Source organism: Sphingomonas sp. CFBP8993 (assembly GCF_034044895.1).
Classification (GTDB): Bacteria; Pseudomonadota; Alphaproteobacteria; order Sphingomonadales; family Sphingomonadaceae; genus Sphingomonas.
The window spans coordinates 116,020-130,555 of sequence record NZ_JAXCWU010000006.1 but is presented as its reverse complement, the minus strand read 5'-3'; the positions used below and the strand labels follow the sequence as shown (position 1 = coordinate 130,555).

18 protein-coding genes are annotated in these 14,536 nt (G+C 67.2%); 14 read left to right on the top strand and 4 right to left on the bottom strand.

Translation table 11 applies throughout. The features are described from left to right. The first annotated feature begins 8 nt into the window (after positions 1-8). From SOM26_RS13725 to SOM26_RS13665, 13 genes are all read left to right on the top strand, one after another. On the top strand, positions 9-758 hold the full coding sequence (locus SOM26_RS13725; RefSeq protein WP_320453292.1) for an aspartyl/asparaginyl beta-hydroxylase domain-containing protein: 750 nt from the start codon (positions 9-11) through the stop codon (positions 756-758). 85 nt (positions 759-843) lie between these two features. Then, positions 844-2,640 carry a methyl-accepting chemotaxis protein gene (locus tag SOM26_RS13720; protein WP_320453291.1) on the top strand — a complete coding sequence of 599 codons (1,797 nt, stop codon included), beginning with the start codon at positions 844-846 and terminating at the stop codon, positions 2,638-2,640. Positions 2,641-2,745: 105 nt separating this feature from the next. Continuing rightward, the gene (locus tag SOM26_RS13715) at positions 2,746-3,318 is read left to right on the top strand and encodes a NifU family protein (RefSeq protein WP_320453290.1); all 573 of its coding nucleotides are present in this window, start codon (positions 2,746-2,748) and stop codon (positions 3,316-3,318) included. Beyond that, entirely contained in the window at positions 3,318-3,908 is a 591-nt protein-coding gene (locus tag SOM26_RS13710) for a malonic semialdehyde reductase (RefSeq protein WP_320453289.1), read from the top strand. Before SOM26_RS13715 ends, SOM26_RS13710 begins: the two co-directional genes overlap by 1 nt. A gap of 9 nt (positions 3,909-3,917) precedes the next feature. Beyond that, entirely contained in the window at positions 3,918-4,556 is a 639-nt protein-coding gene (gene tsaB, locus SOM26_RS13705) for a tRNA (adenosine(37)-N6)-threonylcarbamoyltransferase complex dimerization subunit type 1 TsaB (RefSeq protein WP_320453288.1), read from the top strand. Continuing rightward, entirely contained in the window at positions 4,556-5,041 is a 486-nt protein-coding gene (locus tag SOM26_RS13700; RefSeq protein WP_320453287.1) for a GNAT family N-acetyltransferase, read from the top strand. The genes tsaB and SOM26_RS13700 overlap by 1 nt, the downstream gene beginning before the upstream one ends. A 98-nt stretch (positions 5,042-5,139) precedes the next feature. After that, positions 5,140-5,562: a Fur family transcriptional regulator gene (locus SOM26_RS13695; RefSeq protein ID WP_042489602.1), complete on the top strand. Its 423-nt coding sequence runs from the start codon at positions 5,140-5,142 to the stop codon at positions 5,560-5,562. Continuing rightward, positions 5,562-6,308, top strand: coding sequence for a lysophospholipid acyltransferase family protein (locus tag SOM26_RS13690; RefSeq protein WP_320453286.1), 747 nt, complete (start codon positions 5,562-5,564; stop codon positions 6,306-6,308). Before SOM26_RS13695 ends, SOM26_RS13690 begins: the two co-directional genes overlap by 1 nt. Before the next feature lie 61 nt (positions 6,309-6,369). Continuing rightward, positions 6,370-6,765, top strand: a complete 396-nt coding sequence (locus tag SOM26_RS13685; RefSeq protein ID WP_320453285.1) for a hypothetical protein — start codon at positions 6,370-6,372, stop codon at positions 6,763-6,765. A 44-nt stretch (positions 6,766-6,809) separates the two neighbouring features. Continuing rightward, the gene (miaB, locus tag SOM26_RS13680; protein WP_320453284.1) at positions 6,810-8,132 is read left to right on the top strand and encodes a tRNA (N6-isopentenyl adenosine(37)-C2)-methylthiotransferase MiaB; all 1,323 of its coding nucleotides are present in this window, start codon (positions 6,810-6,812) and stop codon (positions 8,130-8,132) included. 428 nt (positions 8,133-8,560) lie between these two features. Then, positions 8,561-9,559 (top strand): PhoH family protein, encoded by a 999-nt coding sequence (locus SOM26_RS13675; RefSeq protein WP_320453283.1) that lies wholly within the window; start codon positions 8,561-8,563, stop codon positions 9,557-9,559. An 87-nt stretch (positions 9,560-9,646) separates the two neighbouring features. Further along, positions 9,647-10,162, top strand: coding sequence for an rRNA maturation RNase YbeY (gene ybeY, locus SOM26_RS13670; protein ID WP_320453282.1), 516 nt, complete (start codon positions 9,647-9,649; stop codon positions 10,160-10,162). A gap of 9 nt (positions 10,163-10,171) precedes the next feature. Further along, entirely contained in the window at positions 10,172-11,074 is a 903-nt protein-coding gene (locus SOM26_RS13665; RefSeq protein ID WP_320453281.1) for a hemolysin family protein, read from the top strand. Positions 11,075-11,306: 232 nt separating this feature from the next. Here SOM26_RS13665 and SOM26_RS13660 read toward each other — a convergent pair whose 3' ends face one another. Beyond that, entirely contained in the window at positions 11,307-11,531 is a 225-nt protein-coding gene (locus tag SOM26_RS13660) for a hypothetical protein (protein ID WP_320453280.1), read from the bottom strand. Between the two features lie 237 nt (positions 11,532-11,768). On the opposite strand from SOM26_RS13660, the gene SOM26_RS13655 reads away from it, so the two are divergent. Next, the gene (locus tag SOM26_RS13655; protein ID WP_320453279.1) at positions 11,769-13,094 is read left to right on the top strand and encodes a PQQ-dependent sugar dehydrogenase; all 1,326 of its coding nucleotides are present in this window, start codon (positions 11,769-11,771) and stop codon (positions 13,092-13,094) included. A gap of 18 nt (positions 13,095-13,112) precedes the next feature. Here the strand turns inward: SOM26_RS13655 and SOM26_RS13650 are convergent, their stop codons facing one another. From SOM26_RS13650 to SOM26_RS13640, 3 genes are read right to left on the bottom strand one after another with little or no spacing between them, the layout of a single operon-like run. Beyond that, positions 13,113-13,742, bottom strand: coding sequence for a LysE family translocator (locus SOM26_RS13650; RefSeq protein WP_320453278.1), 630 nt, complete (start codon positions 13,740-13,742; stop codon positions 13,113-13,115). A gap of 35 nt (positions 13,743-13,777) precedes the next feature. After that, positions 13,778-14,080 carry a polyhydroxyalkanoic acid system family protein gene (locus SOM26_RS13645; protein ID WP_042489584.1) on the bottom strand — a complete coding sequence of 101 codons (303 nt, stop codon included), beginning with the start codon at positions 14,078-14,080 and terminating at the stop codon, positions 13,778-13,780. Further along, on the bottom strand, positions 14,077-14,508 hold the full coding sequence (locus SOM26_RS13640; RefSeq protein ID WP_320453277.1) for a VOC family protein: 432 nt from the start codon (positions 14,506-14,508) through the stop codon (positions 14,077-14,079). The genes SOM26_RS13645 and SOM26_RS13640 overlap by 4 nt, the downstream gene beginning before the upstream one ends. Positions 14,509-14,536 lie beyond the last annotated feature (28 nt).

Sequence of the window (14,536 nt, the reverse complement as noted above, 5' to 3'; positions counted from 1 at the left end):
CCAAGTCGATGAACGCACGCGCCCAGCGTCACGAGCCGGGCACAATATGGCACAATTCGGGCGAACCCGATCGCTGCCCCGCCCCGCCGGTTCCCGCTCCTCTGACGGCCGTTCGCGGTGCCGGGCCCGTCACCCAGCCGCCCGGCGCGACGCTTCCCCCGCCCCCGATGCGGCTGCGCGATCATGTCGGCCGCCTGTTCGACGGGATGATCGCGGCGTCCTCGCTGTCCTCGAACGAGCCGGTGCTCGACGTGCGGGACTTTGCCTGGACCGCGACGCTGCGCCGCGACTGGCGTACGATCCGGGACGAGGCGCTGGCCCAGACCGGCGAGGACGGCCCACTGCCCACCGCCTGCGGCACCATCACCCTGTGGCGCGACGGGCGAGCGGTCGGCGATGACTGCCCGCGCACGCTGGCGGCGCTTGCCGCGATACCCGGCCTGCACGACGCCGCCTTTGCACGGCTCTCGCCGGGCGCGCATGTCCTGTCGCGTCGCGGTACGACGAAGGCGCTCGTCACCTGTCATCTGGGGCTGGTCGTGCCGCGCGACGGCGGCGCCCGGATGCGGGTGCGCGACCGGATCGTCCGCTGGGCCGAGGGTGAGACGTTGGTCTTCGACGACACCTATAGCCATGAGGCGTGGAACGATGCCCAGGCCGCACGGGTCATCCTGCACCTGCGGTTCGCCCGACCGTTGCGCCAGCCCGGTCGCATGATCGCCGACACCATCCTCCGGCTACTCGCCACGCGCGGCTGATCGCTCCCCTTTTTTAACCTTTTGCTAACCGTTGGCGAATGACAAGCCGGATCACGATCCGCCCTGCCTATGTCACGGAATTGTCATGCTTTTGAAGAGTGTCACGGCCCGTCTCATCGCCCCCGTGCTGGTGTCGATGCTGTTGCTGGCCAGCCTGTCGGCCGTCACCCTCCAAATCGGCGCGCGCGTCGCCAGCGCCAATGACGATGCCGCACGGGCCGAGGCGGTGATGCTGCGCCTGGCCGAGCTGCGGTCGCTCAGCCGGTCGCTCCAGCGCGATGCGCTCAACCTGGTCATCGAAAGCGATCCCGCCGAACGCCAGGTCATACAGCGCAAGTTCGACACCCGCCTGGACAAGTTCGGCGACCAGCTGGCCACGCTGCGCGGCGACGCGGCACGTTTCGCGATCACGCCCGCCTATTTCACCTCGCAGGCGCGGGTCCGCCGCGAACTCGCCCAGGTCGGCCGTTTCGCGGACGGCGGCGACCGGGCCACGGGCCTTTCCCATTTCCGCCAACAAGTGCGCCCCGCCGAGCGCCTCGCCTCCAAGATCGCCGACACCAGGATCGATTCGCTGGGCGACGAGGTCGAGGCGCTGCACGCCCGCGCCGACGCCGTCGCCGAACAGGGGCGCTGGATCCTGATCGGCGCGACCGTGCTGCTTGCCGTCGCCGGGCTGGCGACCGGCCTTTATATGGCGCTGCGTACCGTCGTTCGGCCGCTGCATGACCTGCGCCAGGCGATGGCCGGGCTGGCGCAGGGCCATACCGATCGCGCCATTCCCCATGCCGGGCGGCCGGACGAGGTGGGCGAGATGGCGCGGTCGATGGCGGCCTTTCGCGATCAGCTCGTCCGCGCCGAAGCGGACAAGGCGGCCCAGACGAAGCTGATCGTCGCCAGTGTCGGCCAAGGCCTGTCGGCGCTGGCGCGCGGCGACCTGACCGCACGGATCGATGCCGATCTGGACGAGCCCTTCGCCCGGCTGAAAAGCGATTTCAACGCCGCGATGGGTGCGCTTCACGACACCATGACCAGCGTCGTCGCGGCGACCGGCGGCGTGCAGGCGGGCGCGATGGATATCCGCCAGGCGTCCGACGACCTGTCGCAGCGGACCGAGCAGCAGGCCGCCAGCCTGGAGGAAACCGCCGCCGCGATGAGCGAGATCACCGCCACCGTGCGGATGGCCGCATCCTGTGCGACCGAGGCGGCCCGCGCGCTCGACCAGACCTGCGCCGATGCCCGCGACGGTGGCGCGGTGGTCGTCCGCGCCCGCACCGCGATGGGCGACATCCAGAGTGCCTCGTCCGAGATCGAAGCCATCATCGGGGTGATCGACGGCATCGCCTTCCAGACCAATCTGCTCGCGCTCAACGCCGGGGTCGAGGCGGCCCGCGCGGGCGAGGCCGGACGCGGCTTCGCCGTCGTCGCCTCCGAAGTGCGTGCGCTGGCGCTGCGCTCGGCCGATGCCGCGCGCGACGTGAAGCAGCGCGTGCTGGCCAGCGCCAACGGGGTTCAGGCCGGCGTCGCGCTGGTCGGCGAAACCGGTGCGGCACTGGAGCGGATCAATGACGGCATGGGCAGGCTGGGCACGCTGATGACCGGTATCGCTGATGACGCGAATCGCCAGGCCAAGGGGCTGGGCGAGGTGAATACCAGCCTGACCCAGATGGACGCGGTGACGCAGCAGAACGCCGCGATGGTCGAACAGGCGACCGCCGCCGCCCGCAGCCTGGCCGACGAAGCCGAGCAGCTGTCGCGGGCGGTCGGCCGCTTCGTCCTCGACCAGCGACCCGTGCCGCGGCGCGCGGTTGAATCGGCACGCGCGCAGGTCGTGCCGCTGCCCGTCCGCCGCGCGGCGAACGAGGACTGGTCCTCCTTCTGACGAACGGCGGGAGCACGCCCTGGCGAAGCGGGATTGCCTGCGCGGAAACGCATCCTTTCCCGCGTCCAGCTTGATCCCCGCCGCGACCCGCGCCACATGGGGGTCATGCTGATCGAGACCGAACCGACGCCCAACCCGTCGACGCTGAAATTCCTGCCCGGCCGCAAGGTAATGGACAGCGGCACCCGCGACTTCGCCTCGCCAGAGGAAGCCGCCGCCAGCCCGCTGGCCGAGGCGATCTTCAACCTGGGCGACGTGACCGGCGTGTTCTTCGGCCGCGACTTCGTCTCGGTCACGGTCGCGCCCGGCACCGACTGGTCCGACGTGAAGCCCGATGTGCTGGGCATCCTGCTCGACCATTTCTCCGCGCAGATGCCGCTGTTCCGCCAGGGCGCGGCCGATTTCGCGGTGCCCGGCGACGAAGAGACGTTCACCGACGATCCCGAGGATGCCGACATCGTCGCACAGATTCGCGAACTGATCGACACGCGCGTCCGCCCGGCGGTGGCCAATGACGGCGGCGATATCGTCTATCGCGGCTTTGACAAGGGCAAGGTCTACCTCAAGATGCAGGGCGCCTGCGCTGGTTGCCCTTCGTCCAGCGCGACGCTGAAGAACGGCATCGAGCAGTTGCTGCGCCACTATGTCCCGGAAGTTACCGAAGTGAGGGCCGTCTGATGAACCCGATCGACGATGCCAGCCTGGACCGGCTGTTCCGCGAAGGCCGCACATTCAACCATTATCTCGACACCCCCATCGGCGAGGACGAGATCCGCGCGCTGTGGGATCTGATGAAGATGCCGCCGACCTCGACCAACCAGAGCCCGGCGCGCATGGTCTGGTGCCTGAGCGCGGAAGCGAAGGAAAAGCTCGCGGCCTGTGCTTCGGACAGCAATGCCGACAAGATCCGCCAGGCGCCCGCCGCGGTGATCATCGGCATGGACGTGAACTTCCACGAAACCCTGCCGCAGCTGTTCCCGCATGTCGACGCCAAGAGCTGGTTCGATGGCAATACCGAATTGCGCGAGGCCTCGGCCTTCCGCAACAGCTCGCTTCAGGGTGCCTATCTGATTCTCGCCGCGCGCGCGCTGGGGCTGGATACGGGTGCGATGTCGGGCTTCGACCAGGGTGCTGTGGACAAGGCGTTCTTCGCTGACCAGCCGGGTGTGCGGTCGAACTTCATCGCAACCATCGGTTATGGCGACACGTCCCGGCTGCACCCTCGCAATCCCCGGCTGGCGTTCGAGCAAGCCAACCGGATCGTCTGAGCCCCACCCTTGCGCACGCTGGTCATCGACACCGCCACCGCCGCCTGCTCGGTCGCCCTTCTCGACGGCGACCGGATCGTCGCACGCGCCCATGACGTGGTCGGGCGCGGCCATGCCGAAAAGCTGGTGCCGATGATCGCCGCGCTGCCGGGTGGCGGGCGGGCGGACCATATCCTGGTCGATTGCGGGCCGGGCAGCTTTACCGGCATCCGGGTCGGCCTCGCTGCTGCGCGCGGACTGGCGCTGGGCTGGGGCATCGCCGCCTCGGGCTACAACTCGCTGGCGCTGGTCGCCGCTGCGGGGTTTGGCGCGTGTGACGACGACGCGCTGTCGGTCGTGCTGGAGGGCGGGCATGGCGAGGTCTTCGTCCAGCCCTTCGCCCGCGACATGACCCCGCTCGCCCCCTTCGCGTCGATGAAACCCGACGCCGCGCTCGCCGCGCTGGACGGGCGGAGAGCGATCGGCAACGGCGTACGCTGGCTGACCGCCTTGTCGGCCGACCTGCCCGTCATCGAGACATTGCCCGATGCTGCCGAGGCCTGGCGGCTCGCCCCCGCACTGACCGCCCTGCCTCCACGCCCGGTCTATGGCCGCGCGCCCGATGCCAAGCTGCCCGGCGGGATCACGCCACCGGAGCTGGCCGCCTGATGGCCAGCATCGGCATCTCGCTTCGCCCCGGTGATGCGCGCGACGCCGGTGTGGTCGAACAGCTCATGGCCGCCGCCTTCGCCCCCCAATGGGGCGAGGCATGGACCCGCGCTCAGTTGCTCGGCGTGATGGCGCTGCCCGGCATCAAGCTGCTGATCGCCGAGGCGGGCGACGACCCGGCGGGCTTCGCGCTGACCCGATCGGTGCTGGACGAGGCCGAATTGCTGCTGCTGGGCGTCGCGCCCGACCATCGCCGTCATGGCATCGGCAGCGTGCTGGTCGAGGCGGTCGTCGCCGACTGCGCCGCGCACGGCGTCGAGACCCTGCATCTGGAAGTGCGGTCCAACAACCCCGCCATCCAATTCTATGTGACCCACGGCTTTGCCAAATGCGGCGAGCGACGCAATTACTATAAGGGTGCGGACGGGCAGCATTACGACGCGCATACCTATACGCGGTCGATCGCTGCCGGGACCATCGCCTGACCCGATCACTGTTTCCGGGTTATTGCGAGTCGCTATCCCCTTTTCGCAATTAGGCTTTGGGAGTAGAGAGGGGTTTGTCCGAGGAGTTACACGTTACCATGGCCCGCAAAATCGATCTCGAAGCGCTGTGTGCGCAAAAGGGACTGCGCATCACCGAACAGCGCCGCGTGATCGCCCGCGTCCTGTCGGAGGCGGAGGACCATCCCGACGTCGAAAAAGTCTATGAACGCGCCGCCAAGATCGATCCCGGCATCTCGATCGCGACCGTGTACCGCACCGTCCGCCTGTTCGAGGAAGCGGGTATCCTGGACCGTCACGATTTCGGCGACGGCCGCGCCCGTTACGAGCCCTCGCCCGAGGCGCATCACGACCATCTGATCGACGTCGAGACCGGCCGCGTGATCGAGTTCGTCGACCCCGAGCTGGAACAGCTGCAAAAGGCGATCGCCGAGAAGCTGGGCTTCCGCCTGGTCGATCACCGCATGGAATTGTACGGCGTCAGCCTCGACCGCAAGAGCTGATGGCGCTGGCCGTCGCCATCGACGCCGACAGCAAGGGCGGCCTGCGTGCAGCGGGTCGCCTTTTGTGTATCGTGGGCACGCTGCTGGGGGCGCTGGCGCTGCACGGGGCGTGGCGGATGCTGGGGCGCGGCTCGCCCTGGCCGCGCCGTTTCCTGCGCCGGGTCGCCGTGATCCTGGGCGCGGATATCCGGGTGGTCGGCCAGCCCGCGCGCCGCGACGTGATGATCGCGGCCAATCACCTGAGCTGGATGGACATATTGCTGCTGGCCGGAACGTCCGGCACGCGCTTCGTCGCCAAGGCCGAGGTGGCGGACCTGCCGCTGGTCGGCTGGCTGGCCAGCCTCAACCACACGCTGTTCGTCGAGCGCGGCGACCGGCTGGGCGTCGGCGACCAGATCGCGACGATCCGCGCGGCGCTGTCGGACGGACGGCCGCTGGCGGTATTTCCCGAGGGAACGACGGGCGACGACCTGTCGATCCTGCCCTTCAAGCCCGCGCTGTTCGCCGCGCTCGTCCCGCCCCTGCCCGGCATCCGGGTCCAGCCGGTGCGGATCGACTATGGCGCGGCGGCGGCCGACCTCGCCTGGCTCGGCACCGAGGCGGGCGATGCCCATGCCAGGCGGGTATTGCGGCGGCGGGGCCGGTTCACGGTGACGCTCCACTATCTGCCCCCCTTCGACCCGACCGCCTTTCCCGACCGCAAGGCCATCGCCGCAGAGGCACGCCACAGGATCGCCAGCGCCTGAAATCTGCCTCGCCAGCCGCGAAAGGCCGCGATAGGATCGGCGTGATTTCCGGGGGGATGCCATGCTCAGGACGATTCTCGTTGCCGCCAGCCTGCTGACCAAGACCGCCGCGACCGCCCAGATGGCGAACCCTTGTCCGGACGGCACGAACCCCGCGACGATCCGCCACAGCAAGGTCAAGCCGGGCGGCTGGGCGACCTTTGCCAAGGCGGTGGCGGCGCACAACGCCTGGTATGTCAGCCATGGCGACCCGACCCGCACCACCCTGATCCGCGTCCTGACGCGCGGCGGCTCCGGCCCGGTGGTCAGCGATGCCGAGGCGGTGACGATCACCCGCTACGGCGCGACCAAGCCCCAGGCCACTCGCGACACCGCCTATTCCGCCTTCACCGACCTTTATCGCCAGAGCAGCGAGATGGCCGACGAAACGCGGGTCTGCCTGCCCACGGGCGGCTGACCCCATACTGGCGAGCCGAGAGGATTTGCGATAAGGGCCGCGTCATGCCCGCATCTCCCAAGACCTTTCACGTCAAGTCCTTCGGCTGTCAGATGAACGTCTATGACGGCGAGCGCATGGCCGAGTTGATGGCCGCGCAAGGCCTGTCCTCGACCGACGACGCCGCGGCGGCGGATCTGATCGTGCTCAACACCTGCCACATCCGCGAACGCGCGACAGAGCGGGTCTATTCGGAGATCGGCCGCCTGCGCAAGGATGCCGGCGAAGAGGGCCGCAAACCGATGATCGCGGTCGCGGGCTGCGTCGCCCAGGCCGAAGGCGCGGAGATCGTGCGCCGCGCCAAGGTGGACGTCGTGGTCGGCCCGCAGGCCTATCACAACCTGCCCGAGCTGGTGGCGAAGGCGGCGGCGGGTGAAACCGCGCTCGACACCGACATGCCGGTCGAATCCAAGTTCGCCCATTTGCCCAGCCGCCGAAAGGTGAACCCCTCGGCCTTCCTGACCGTGCAGGAAGGCTGCGACAAATTCTGCACCTATTGCGTCGTGCCCTATACGCGCGGTGCGGAGGTCAGCCGGTCCTACTCGGCGATCATGGACGAGGCGCGCGCTTTGGTCGATGCGGGCGCGCGCGAGATCACGCTGCTGGGCCAGAACGTCAATGCGTGGAACGACGCCGACGACCGGGGCCTGCACGGTCTGATCCGCGCGATGGACCGGATTCCGGGCCTCCACCGTATCCGCTACACGACCAGCCATCCCAACGACATGACGCAAGGACTGATCGACGCGCATGGCGATGTCGAAAGCCTGATGCCGTTCCTGCATCTGCCGGTCCAGTCGGGCAGCGACCGCATCCTGAAGGCGATGAACCGCCAGCATACGCGCGACGGCTATATGCGGGTGATGGAGCGAGTGCGGGCGGTCCGTCCCGACATCGCGCTGTCGGGCGACTTCATCGTCGGCTTCCCCGGCGAGACAGAGGAAGACTTCGCCGACACGCTGCGCCTGGTCGATGCGATGGGCTATGCCCAGGCGTTCAGCTTCAAATATTCCCCCCGCCCCGGCACCCCCGCCGCCACGATGGGCGATCAGGTTCCGCCTGAGGTCATGGACGAGCGGCTCCAGCGCCTGCAGGCCGCGCTCAACCGCGACCAGCATGCCTTCAACCTGGCGAGCGTCGGTCGGACCTGCACCATCCTGCTCGAACGGCGCGGCAAGCTGCCCGGCCAGATGCTGGGCAAATCGCCCTGGCTGCAATCGGTCCATCTGATCGGCGACCACCAGATCGGCGACCTGGTCGAGGTCGAACTGGTCGCGGCGGGCCCGAACTCGCTGACCGGACAGGCGAAGGTGAAGGCGGCGGCGTAACGTCCAACCTCCGTTCAGGCTGAGCGAAGTCGAAGCCCACGCCCACGGTCGCGCCACCACGATTTTGTTCGCGCGGAGACGCGGAGGCGCGGAGATGTCCAATCCGTTGATCCTGCGTCCGGCCCTCGCGACCGGAAGACCTCGTTTGATACGCTTGAGGCCGACAAAGCGAGGTCGCGGCTGGATTCACCCTCTCCGCGCCTCCGCGTCTTCGCGTGAACACAATTTCTTGTTCGCGCAGAGGCGCAGAGGACGCAGAGACAGAAGGAAGTCTCCCGTCCGCCTGCCGTGCTCTTCTTCTCCGCGCCCTCTGCGCCTCTGCGCGCCCAAAAACCTTTCTGTCGTCACACCCGTGTCACGCAATTTCGCTGGCGTTCCGACTTGGGCCACCCCATCTTGGGGAAACCCACTGACGGTGAAAGGACCGCATGAGCCGCAAGCCCCTCCCCGCCCAGGCCGGTGAACGCAGCCGGGCGGAAATCAGCTTCGACAAGCCGCAAGTGCTGGCGCAGCTGTTCGGCCAGTATGACCGCAATCTGGTCGCGTTGGAAAATCGCCTCGGCGTGTACATCACCGCACGGGGCAATCGGGTCGGACTGGAGGGTTCGGCCGAGCAGGTGGCGCTGGCGCGCGACGTGCTGAACGACCTCTATGCCCGCATCCAGCGTGGCGAGGATATCGACACCGGCCTGGTCGACGCTTCCATCGCGATGGCGTCCGAACCGACGCTCGACGGCATTCTCAGCGCCGAACGCAGCTCGACCCCGCCGATCATGATCCGCACGCGCAAGAAGACGATCGTGCCGCGCACCCCCGCCCAGGCGCATTATATGAAGGAGCTCGTGTCCAACGACATGATCTTCGCGCTCGGCCCGGCCGGCACCGGCAAGACCTATGTCGCGGTGGCGCAGGCGGTGGCGCAGTTGATCAGCGGATCGGTCCAGCGCCTGATCCTGTCGCGCCCGGCGGTCGAGGCGGGCGAGAAGCTGGGCTTCCTGCCCGGCGACATGAAGGAGAAGGTCGATCCCTATCTCCGCCCGCTCTACGACGCCCTCCACGACTGCCTGCCCGCCGAGCAGGTGGAACGGCGGATCGCCAGCGGCGAGATCGAGATCGCGCCCATCGCCTTCATGCGCGGCCGGACGCTGGCCGAGGCTTTCGTCATCCTCGACGAGGCGCAGAACACCACCCCTGCGCAGATGAAGATGTTCCTGACCCGCTTCGGTCAGAACAGCCGCATGGTCATCTGCGGCGATCCCAATCAGGTCGACCTGCCCGGCGGTGTCGCCGCGTCGGGGCTGGCCGATGCGGTGCGTCGCCTGGAGGGTGTGGAGGGCATCGCGATGAGCCGCTTCACCGCTGCGGACGTCGTTCGCCACCCGATCGTCGGGCGGATCGTCGATGCCTATGAAGGGCCGAACGCCTGACCCTGCTTTCGATGGCGTAACGATGGAACTGTTGTTAGGGGGCGGCGATTTCCACCTCGTCCGCTCCCTATTCTTGGAAAGGCCCTGATGATCGAGATTGCGCTGATCCATGAATATCCCTGGTCGGGCGACGAGGAAAGCTGGGAGGCGCTGGCCACCCGCGCCGCGCGCGCCGCGATCGAGCGGACGCCGCATGGCCCGTTGCTGACCACACCCGCGCTGATCGAGATTTCGGTGCGGTTGACCAGCGATGACGAGGTGCATGCGCTCAACCGCCAGTATCGACAGAAGGACAAGCCGACCAACGTCCTGTCCTTTCCGATGGTCCAGCCCGACCTGATCGATACGGTGACGCAGAATTCGGATGATGGCGAAGTGCTGCTCGGCGACATCGTGCTGGCCCAAGGCGTCTGCGTCGCGGAGGCTGCCGAGCGTGGCATTGCGACCGAAACGCACGCGACTCATCTTCTGGTGCATGGCGTTCTGCATCTGCTAGGCTATGACCACATGAACGATGACGAGGCCGAGGCGATGGAAGCGATCGAACGCGACGCGCTGGCCAGCCTGGGCATCGCCGACCCCTATCTGATACGCGAGGACTGACACCCCCCGATGGCCGACGGCCCCAGTAGCGTCACCGGCAACGGTGACTCCAATGAGAACAGCATCTGGCAGGGGCTCAAATCCCTGATCTTCGGCGGTGAGCAGGAAGAGTCGCTACGCGACCAGCTGGAAGAGGCGATCGACCGGCATGAGGGCGATCCCGGCCCCGATGCCAAGGGCGACCTGACCCCGCTGGAGCGGCAGATGGTCCGCAACCTGCTCCATTTCGGCGAGCGCGATGCCGGGGACGTGGGCGTTCCGCGCGCCGACATCATCGCGATCGAAGAGCGAACGACCTTCGACCATATGGTCCAGATCTTCGCTGAGGCAGGCCATAGCCGCCTGCCCGTCTATCGCGAGACGCTCGATCAGATCATCGGCATGGTCCATATCAAGGACGTGTTCAACATCCTGGCGACCGGGGCGGAGCATCCCGCGACCATCGCAGGGTTGATCCGCGATCCGCTCTATGTGCCGATGTCGCGCGGCGCGCTCGATCTGCTGGCCGACATGCGCCAGAAGCGGGTGCACCTGGCGGTGGTGCTCGACGAATATTCGGGTACCGAGGGCCTCGTCACGATCGAGGACCTGATCGAGGAAATCGTCGGCGAGATCGAGGACGAACATGACGAGGCGCCCCAGGCGCTGCTGGTTCCGCTCGACGGTGGGGCATGGGATGCCGATGCGCGCGTCAGCCTGGAGGAGGTCGGCCGCGCGGTCGACCCTGCGCTGGAGGAAGCACAGGACGATGTCGACACGCTGGGCGGCCTGACCGCCGTGCTGGCGGGGCAGGTGCCCGAGGTCGGCACCTGTATCGACCATCCCAGCGGTTGGCGGATCGAAGTCACCCAGGCCGACGAACGCCGCATCCACCGCCTGAGACTGCATCCTGCGGTGGCGGACGCCGAATAGGCATGGGTTGGCCAACGCGCCGACAGCCGATTACGCAATCGATCACACTGGGCGGCGCAATGCGTTAGTCCAACGGTCGTAAAGACGCTAAGGAAGCTCGCAAGCCAAGGTCAGCGAAGGCGATCTGGCCCCGAACTTCCCAAATCGAAGGCGCGGCATAATCTCCCTGACGGCCGTGCTTTCGACGGCCGCCGATGCGCTCCCCTAAGGCATCGGCGGCCAGCATATCCGATCACGACTGGAGCAGCGTTCCCACGTCTCGCGCCGCCACGACCCAGCGGTAAAAGGCGTCGATCAGATAATAACGCAGCTGGGTCGGCTCCATCTTCACCTTCTTGGCACCCCCGATACAGGGTCGCGCCCCGTCCAGCACTTTCATGGTCAGCGCGTTCTGCAACGCGTCGTCGCCGTGCGCCTCGACGATCCGGGTCGCCAGTTCGGGTTGCAGTCGGGTCATACAGATGCCGACCTGGAAAAGGAAACGGTCTGGCTTCTATGACTTCACAATCCACCCTTGGCGAGCATTTTCCAGAAGTTGCGGTAACACTTGGCTTTTACCGAAGCGTTGCATTTACCACATGAATAGCGTCTTGCGAATCCGGCGTGGAGGCGACCCGGCGGGCCTGTCCTGAAAAATCCGCCGATACTCACCTTCCCGCTTCCCCCCACACCGCCCACGGCTTATCCCAATGCCATGCGCAAACACGTCCTGATCGTCATCGGCATCATCATCCTGATCGGCATCGCCGTCTTCGCCTGGCTGGCCTGGCCCGACACGGCACGACTGAGCGTCGATCAGGTCGCGGGCAAGAAGCCTCTGATCGAGGCCCCGCGCGAGCAGGTCATCCCGACCGTCGCCATCGCCAAGCCGGTGGGCTGGACCAATGGCGCAAAGCCGACCGTGGCCCAGGGGCTGGCGATCCAGCCCTTCGCGACCGGGCTGGACCATCCGCGCTGGTTGTATGAACTGCCCAATGGCGATGTGCTGGTGGCCGAGACGAACTCGCCGCCGCGCCCCAGCGCCGGGATCGTGCAGCGGGTGATGAACTTCTTCCTGGGCCGGGCGGGCGCAGGCGTTCCGTCGGCCAACCGGATCACGCTGCTGCGCGACACCAATGGCGACGGCAAGACGGATCTGAAGACGCCGTTCCTGACCGGGCTGAACTCGCCCTTCGGCATGGTGCTGTTCCAGGGACAGCTCTATATCGCCGATACCGACGCGCTGGTCCGCGTGCCGTATCGCGATGGCGAGACGAAGATTACCGCCACGCCCGAAAAGGTCGTGCCGCTCCGGCCCGCGGGCAATCACTGGGCGCGCAACGTCATCGCCTCGGGGGACGGGCAGACGCTCTACGTCTCGGTCGGCTCGGCCAGCAATATCGCGGAGAACGGCCTGGATGCCGAGAAGAACCGCGCCGCGATCCTGCAGGTCTGGCCGAAGGACAAGAACTGGCGCATCTATGCGGCGGGCCTGCGCAACCCGACCGGCATGGCCCTGAACCCGGTCAACGGGCAGCTGTGGACCGTGGTCAACGAGCGCGACATGCTCGGCTCCGACCTGGCGCCCGATTACCTGACCCAGGTGGAGTTCGGCGATCACTTCGGCTGGCCCTGGTATTATTGGGGCGGCTATCCCGACGACCGGGTCCAGCCGACCAATCCGCCGCTTCAGCAATATGTAAAGCGCCCCGACTATGCGCTGGGGCCGCACGTCGCCGCCCTCGGCCTGACCTTCGCTACCGGGGCGAAGCTGGGCGACCGTTTCGCGCAGGGCGCTTTCATCGGCGAGCATGGCTCGTGGAACCGCAAGCCGCCCTCGGGCTACAAGGTCGTCTTCGTGCCCTTCGCGGGTGCCTTCCCGGCACCCAATGCCAAGCCGGTCGAAGTAGTCGGCGGCTTCCTGAACGCCAAGGGCCAGGCGCAGGGCCGCCCCGTCGGCGTCATCGTCGACAAGAACGGCGGGCTGCTCGTCGCGGATGACGTGGGCAATATGGTGTGGAAGGTCAGCGCGGCGAAGTAGGACGGGAGCCCGCCGCGATCAGGCGGGCTTCACCTTCAAAAGCATCAAGCCGAACCCCATGAAGATCGCGCCCGTCACCCGGTTGAACGCGCGCTTCACGCTTGGCCTACCTAGGTAGCGAGACAGCGACCGGCCGCCCAGTGCGTAGACGGCGTACCAGAATGCCTCGATCACCGCGAAAGTGCCGACCAGGATCGCGAATTGCAGCGACTGGGAATGCGCCGGATTGATGAACTGCGGCAGGAAGGCGACGGCGAACAGGATCAATTTGGGATTGCTGATCCCGATCAGGAAGCCGCCGCGAAAGATGGCGCGGCGCGACAGGCTGGCCGGGATCGCCCCGTCCCCCACATCGACCGGGGCGACGTCTGAACGCCAGGCCTTGATGCCCAGGAACAGCAGATAGGCGACGCCCGCATAGCGGATCACCTCGAACGCGCCGGGCAACGCCAGCAGCAGCGTCGTAAGCCCCGCGGCCGAGGCGGCAAGGACGATCACGACCGCGCTGAGGCACCCGGCCATGGCAACGACGCTGCGGCGAAATCCCATATCGACCGAGCGGGTCATGATGTGCAGCATGTTCGGACCGGGTGTACCCGAGAGCAGGAACACGGCCCCGACGAACAGCCACCAGGTATGAAGCGCCATATCTTCGATTCCCCCCACCGGCACGCGACGCGCGCCTATTTCAACAGCTTTGGTGCCTCCGAACGGATCACCGCTTCCAACTGGCTGGAAAAGAGCGACAGGAAGGCGGGCAGGTTCACCACCGCGTGCACCTTGTCCTCATAGACGGTCGCCTCCGCACCGATCGACTGGCCCATGGCACCGACGGTGAAGTGCATCGTATCACCGTCCCAGCGATGCTCAACCGTGGCACCGCCGGGGATCATCCGGCCGATCTTGCCGATGCCGCCGTCCAGCCGCTGGCGCACGCCCTCCTTGCCGAGCTGGTGCGGGATATCGAGCGAAATGGGCGCGCTCATGCGGTCGTCTCCGTGGCGAAAAGCATCGCGTCGTCGGCAAAGGCCTTGAACTCCAGCGCGTTGCCGCTGGGATCGCGGAAGAACATCGTCGCCTGCTCGCCGGGCAACCCCTTGAAGCGGACATAGGGCGCGATGCCGAAGGGCACGCCCGCCGCCTCCACCCGCGCGGCCAGCGCCTCCCAATCGGGCATGGTCAGCACGACGCCGAAATGCGGCACCGGCACCTGATGGCCATCGACCGCATTCTCGACCGCGACGGGTTTGGCGGCGGGATCGAGATGGGCGACGATCTGATGCCCGAACAGGTCGAAATCGATCCAGTGGTCGCTCGACCGCCCCTCGGGGCAGCCCAGGACCTCGCCATAGAATTGGCGGGCGGCACCCAGGTCATGGACCGGGAAGGCGAGATGGAAGGGGCGTAGGGTCATGAGAGGAAGCTAGGGTAGCGAGGCGGGT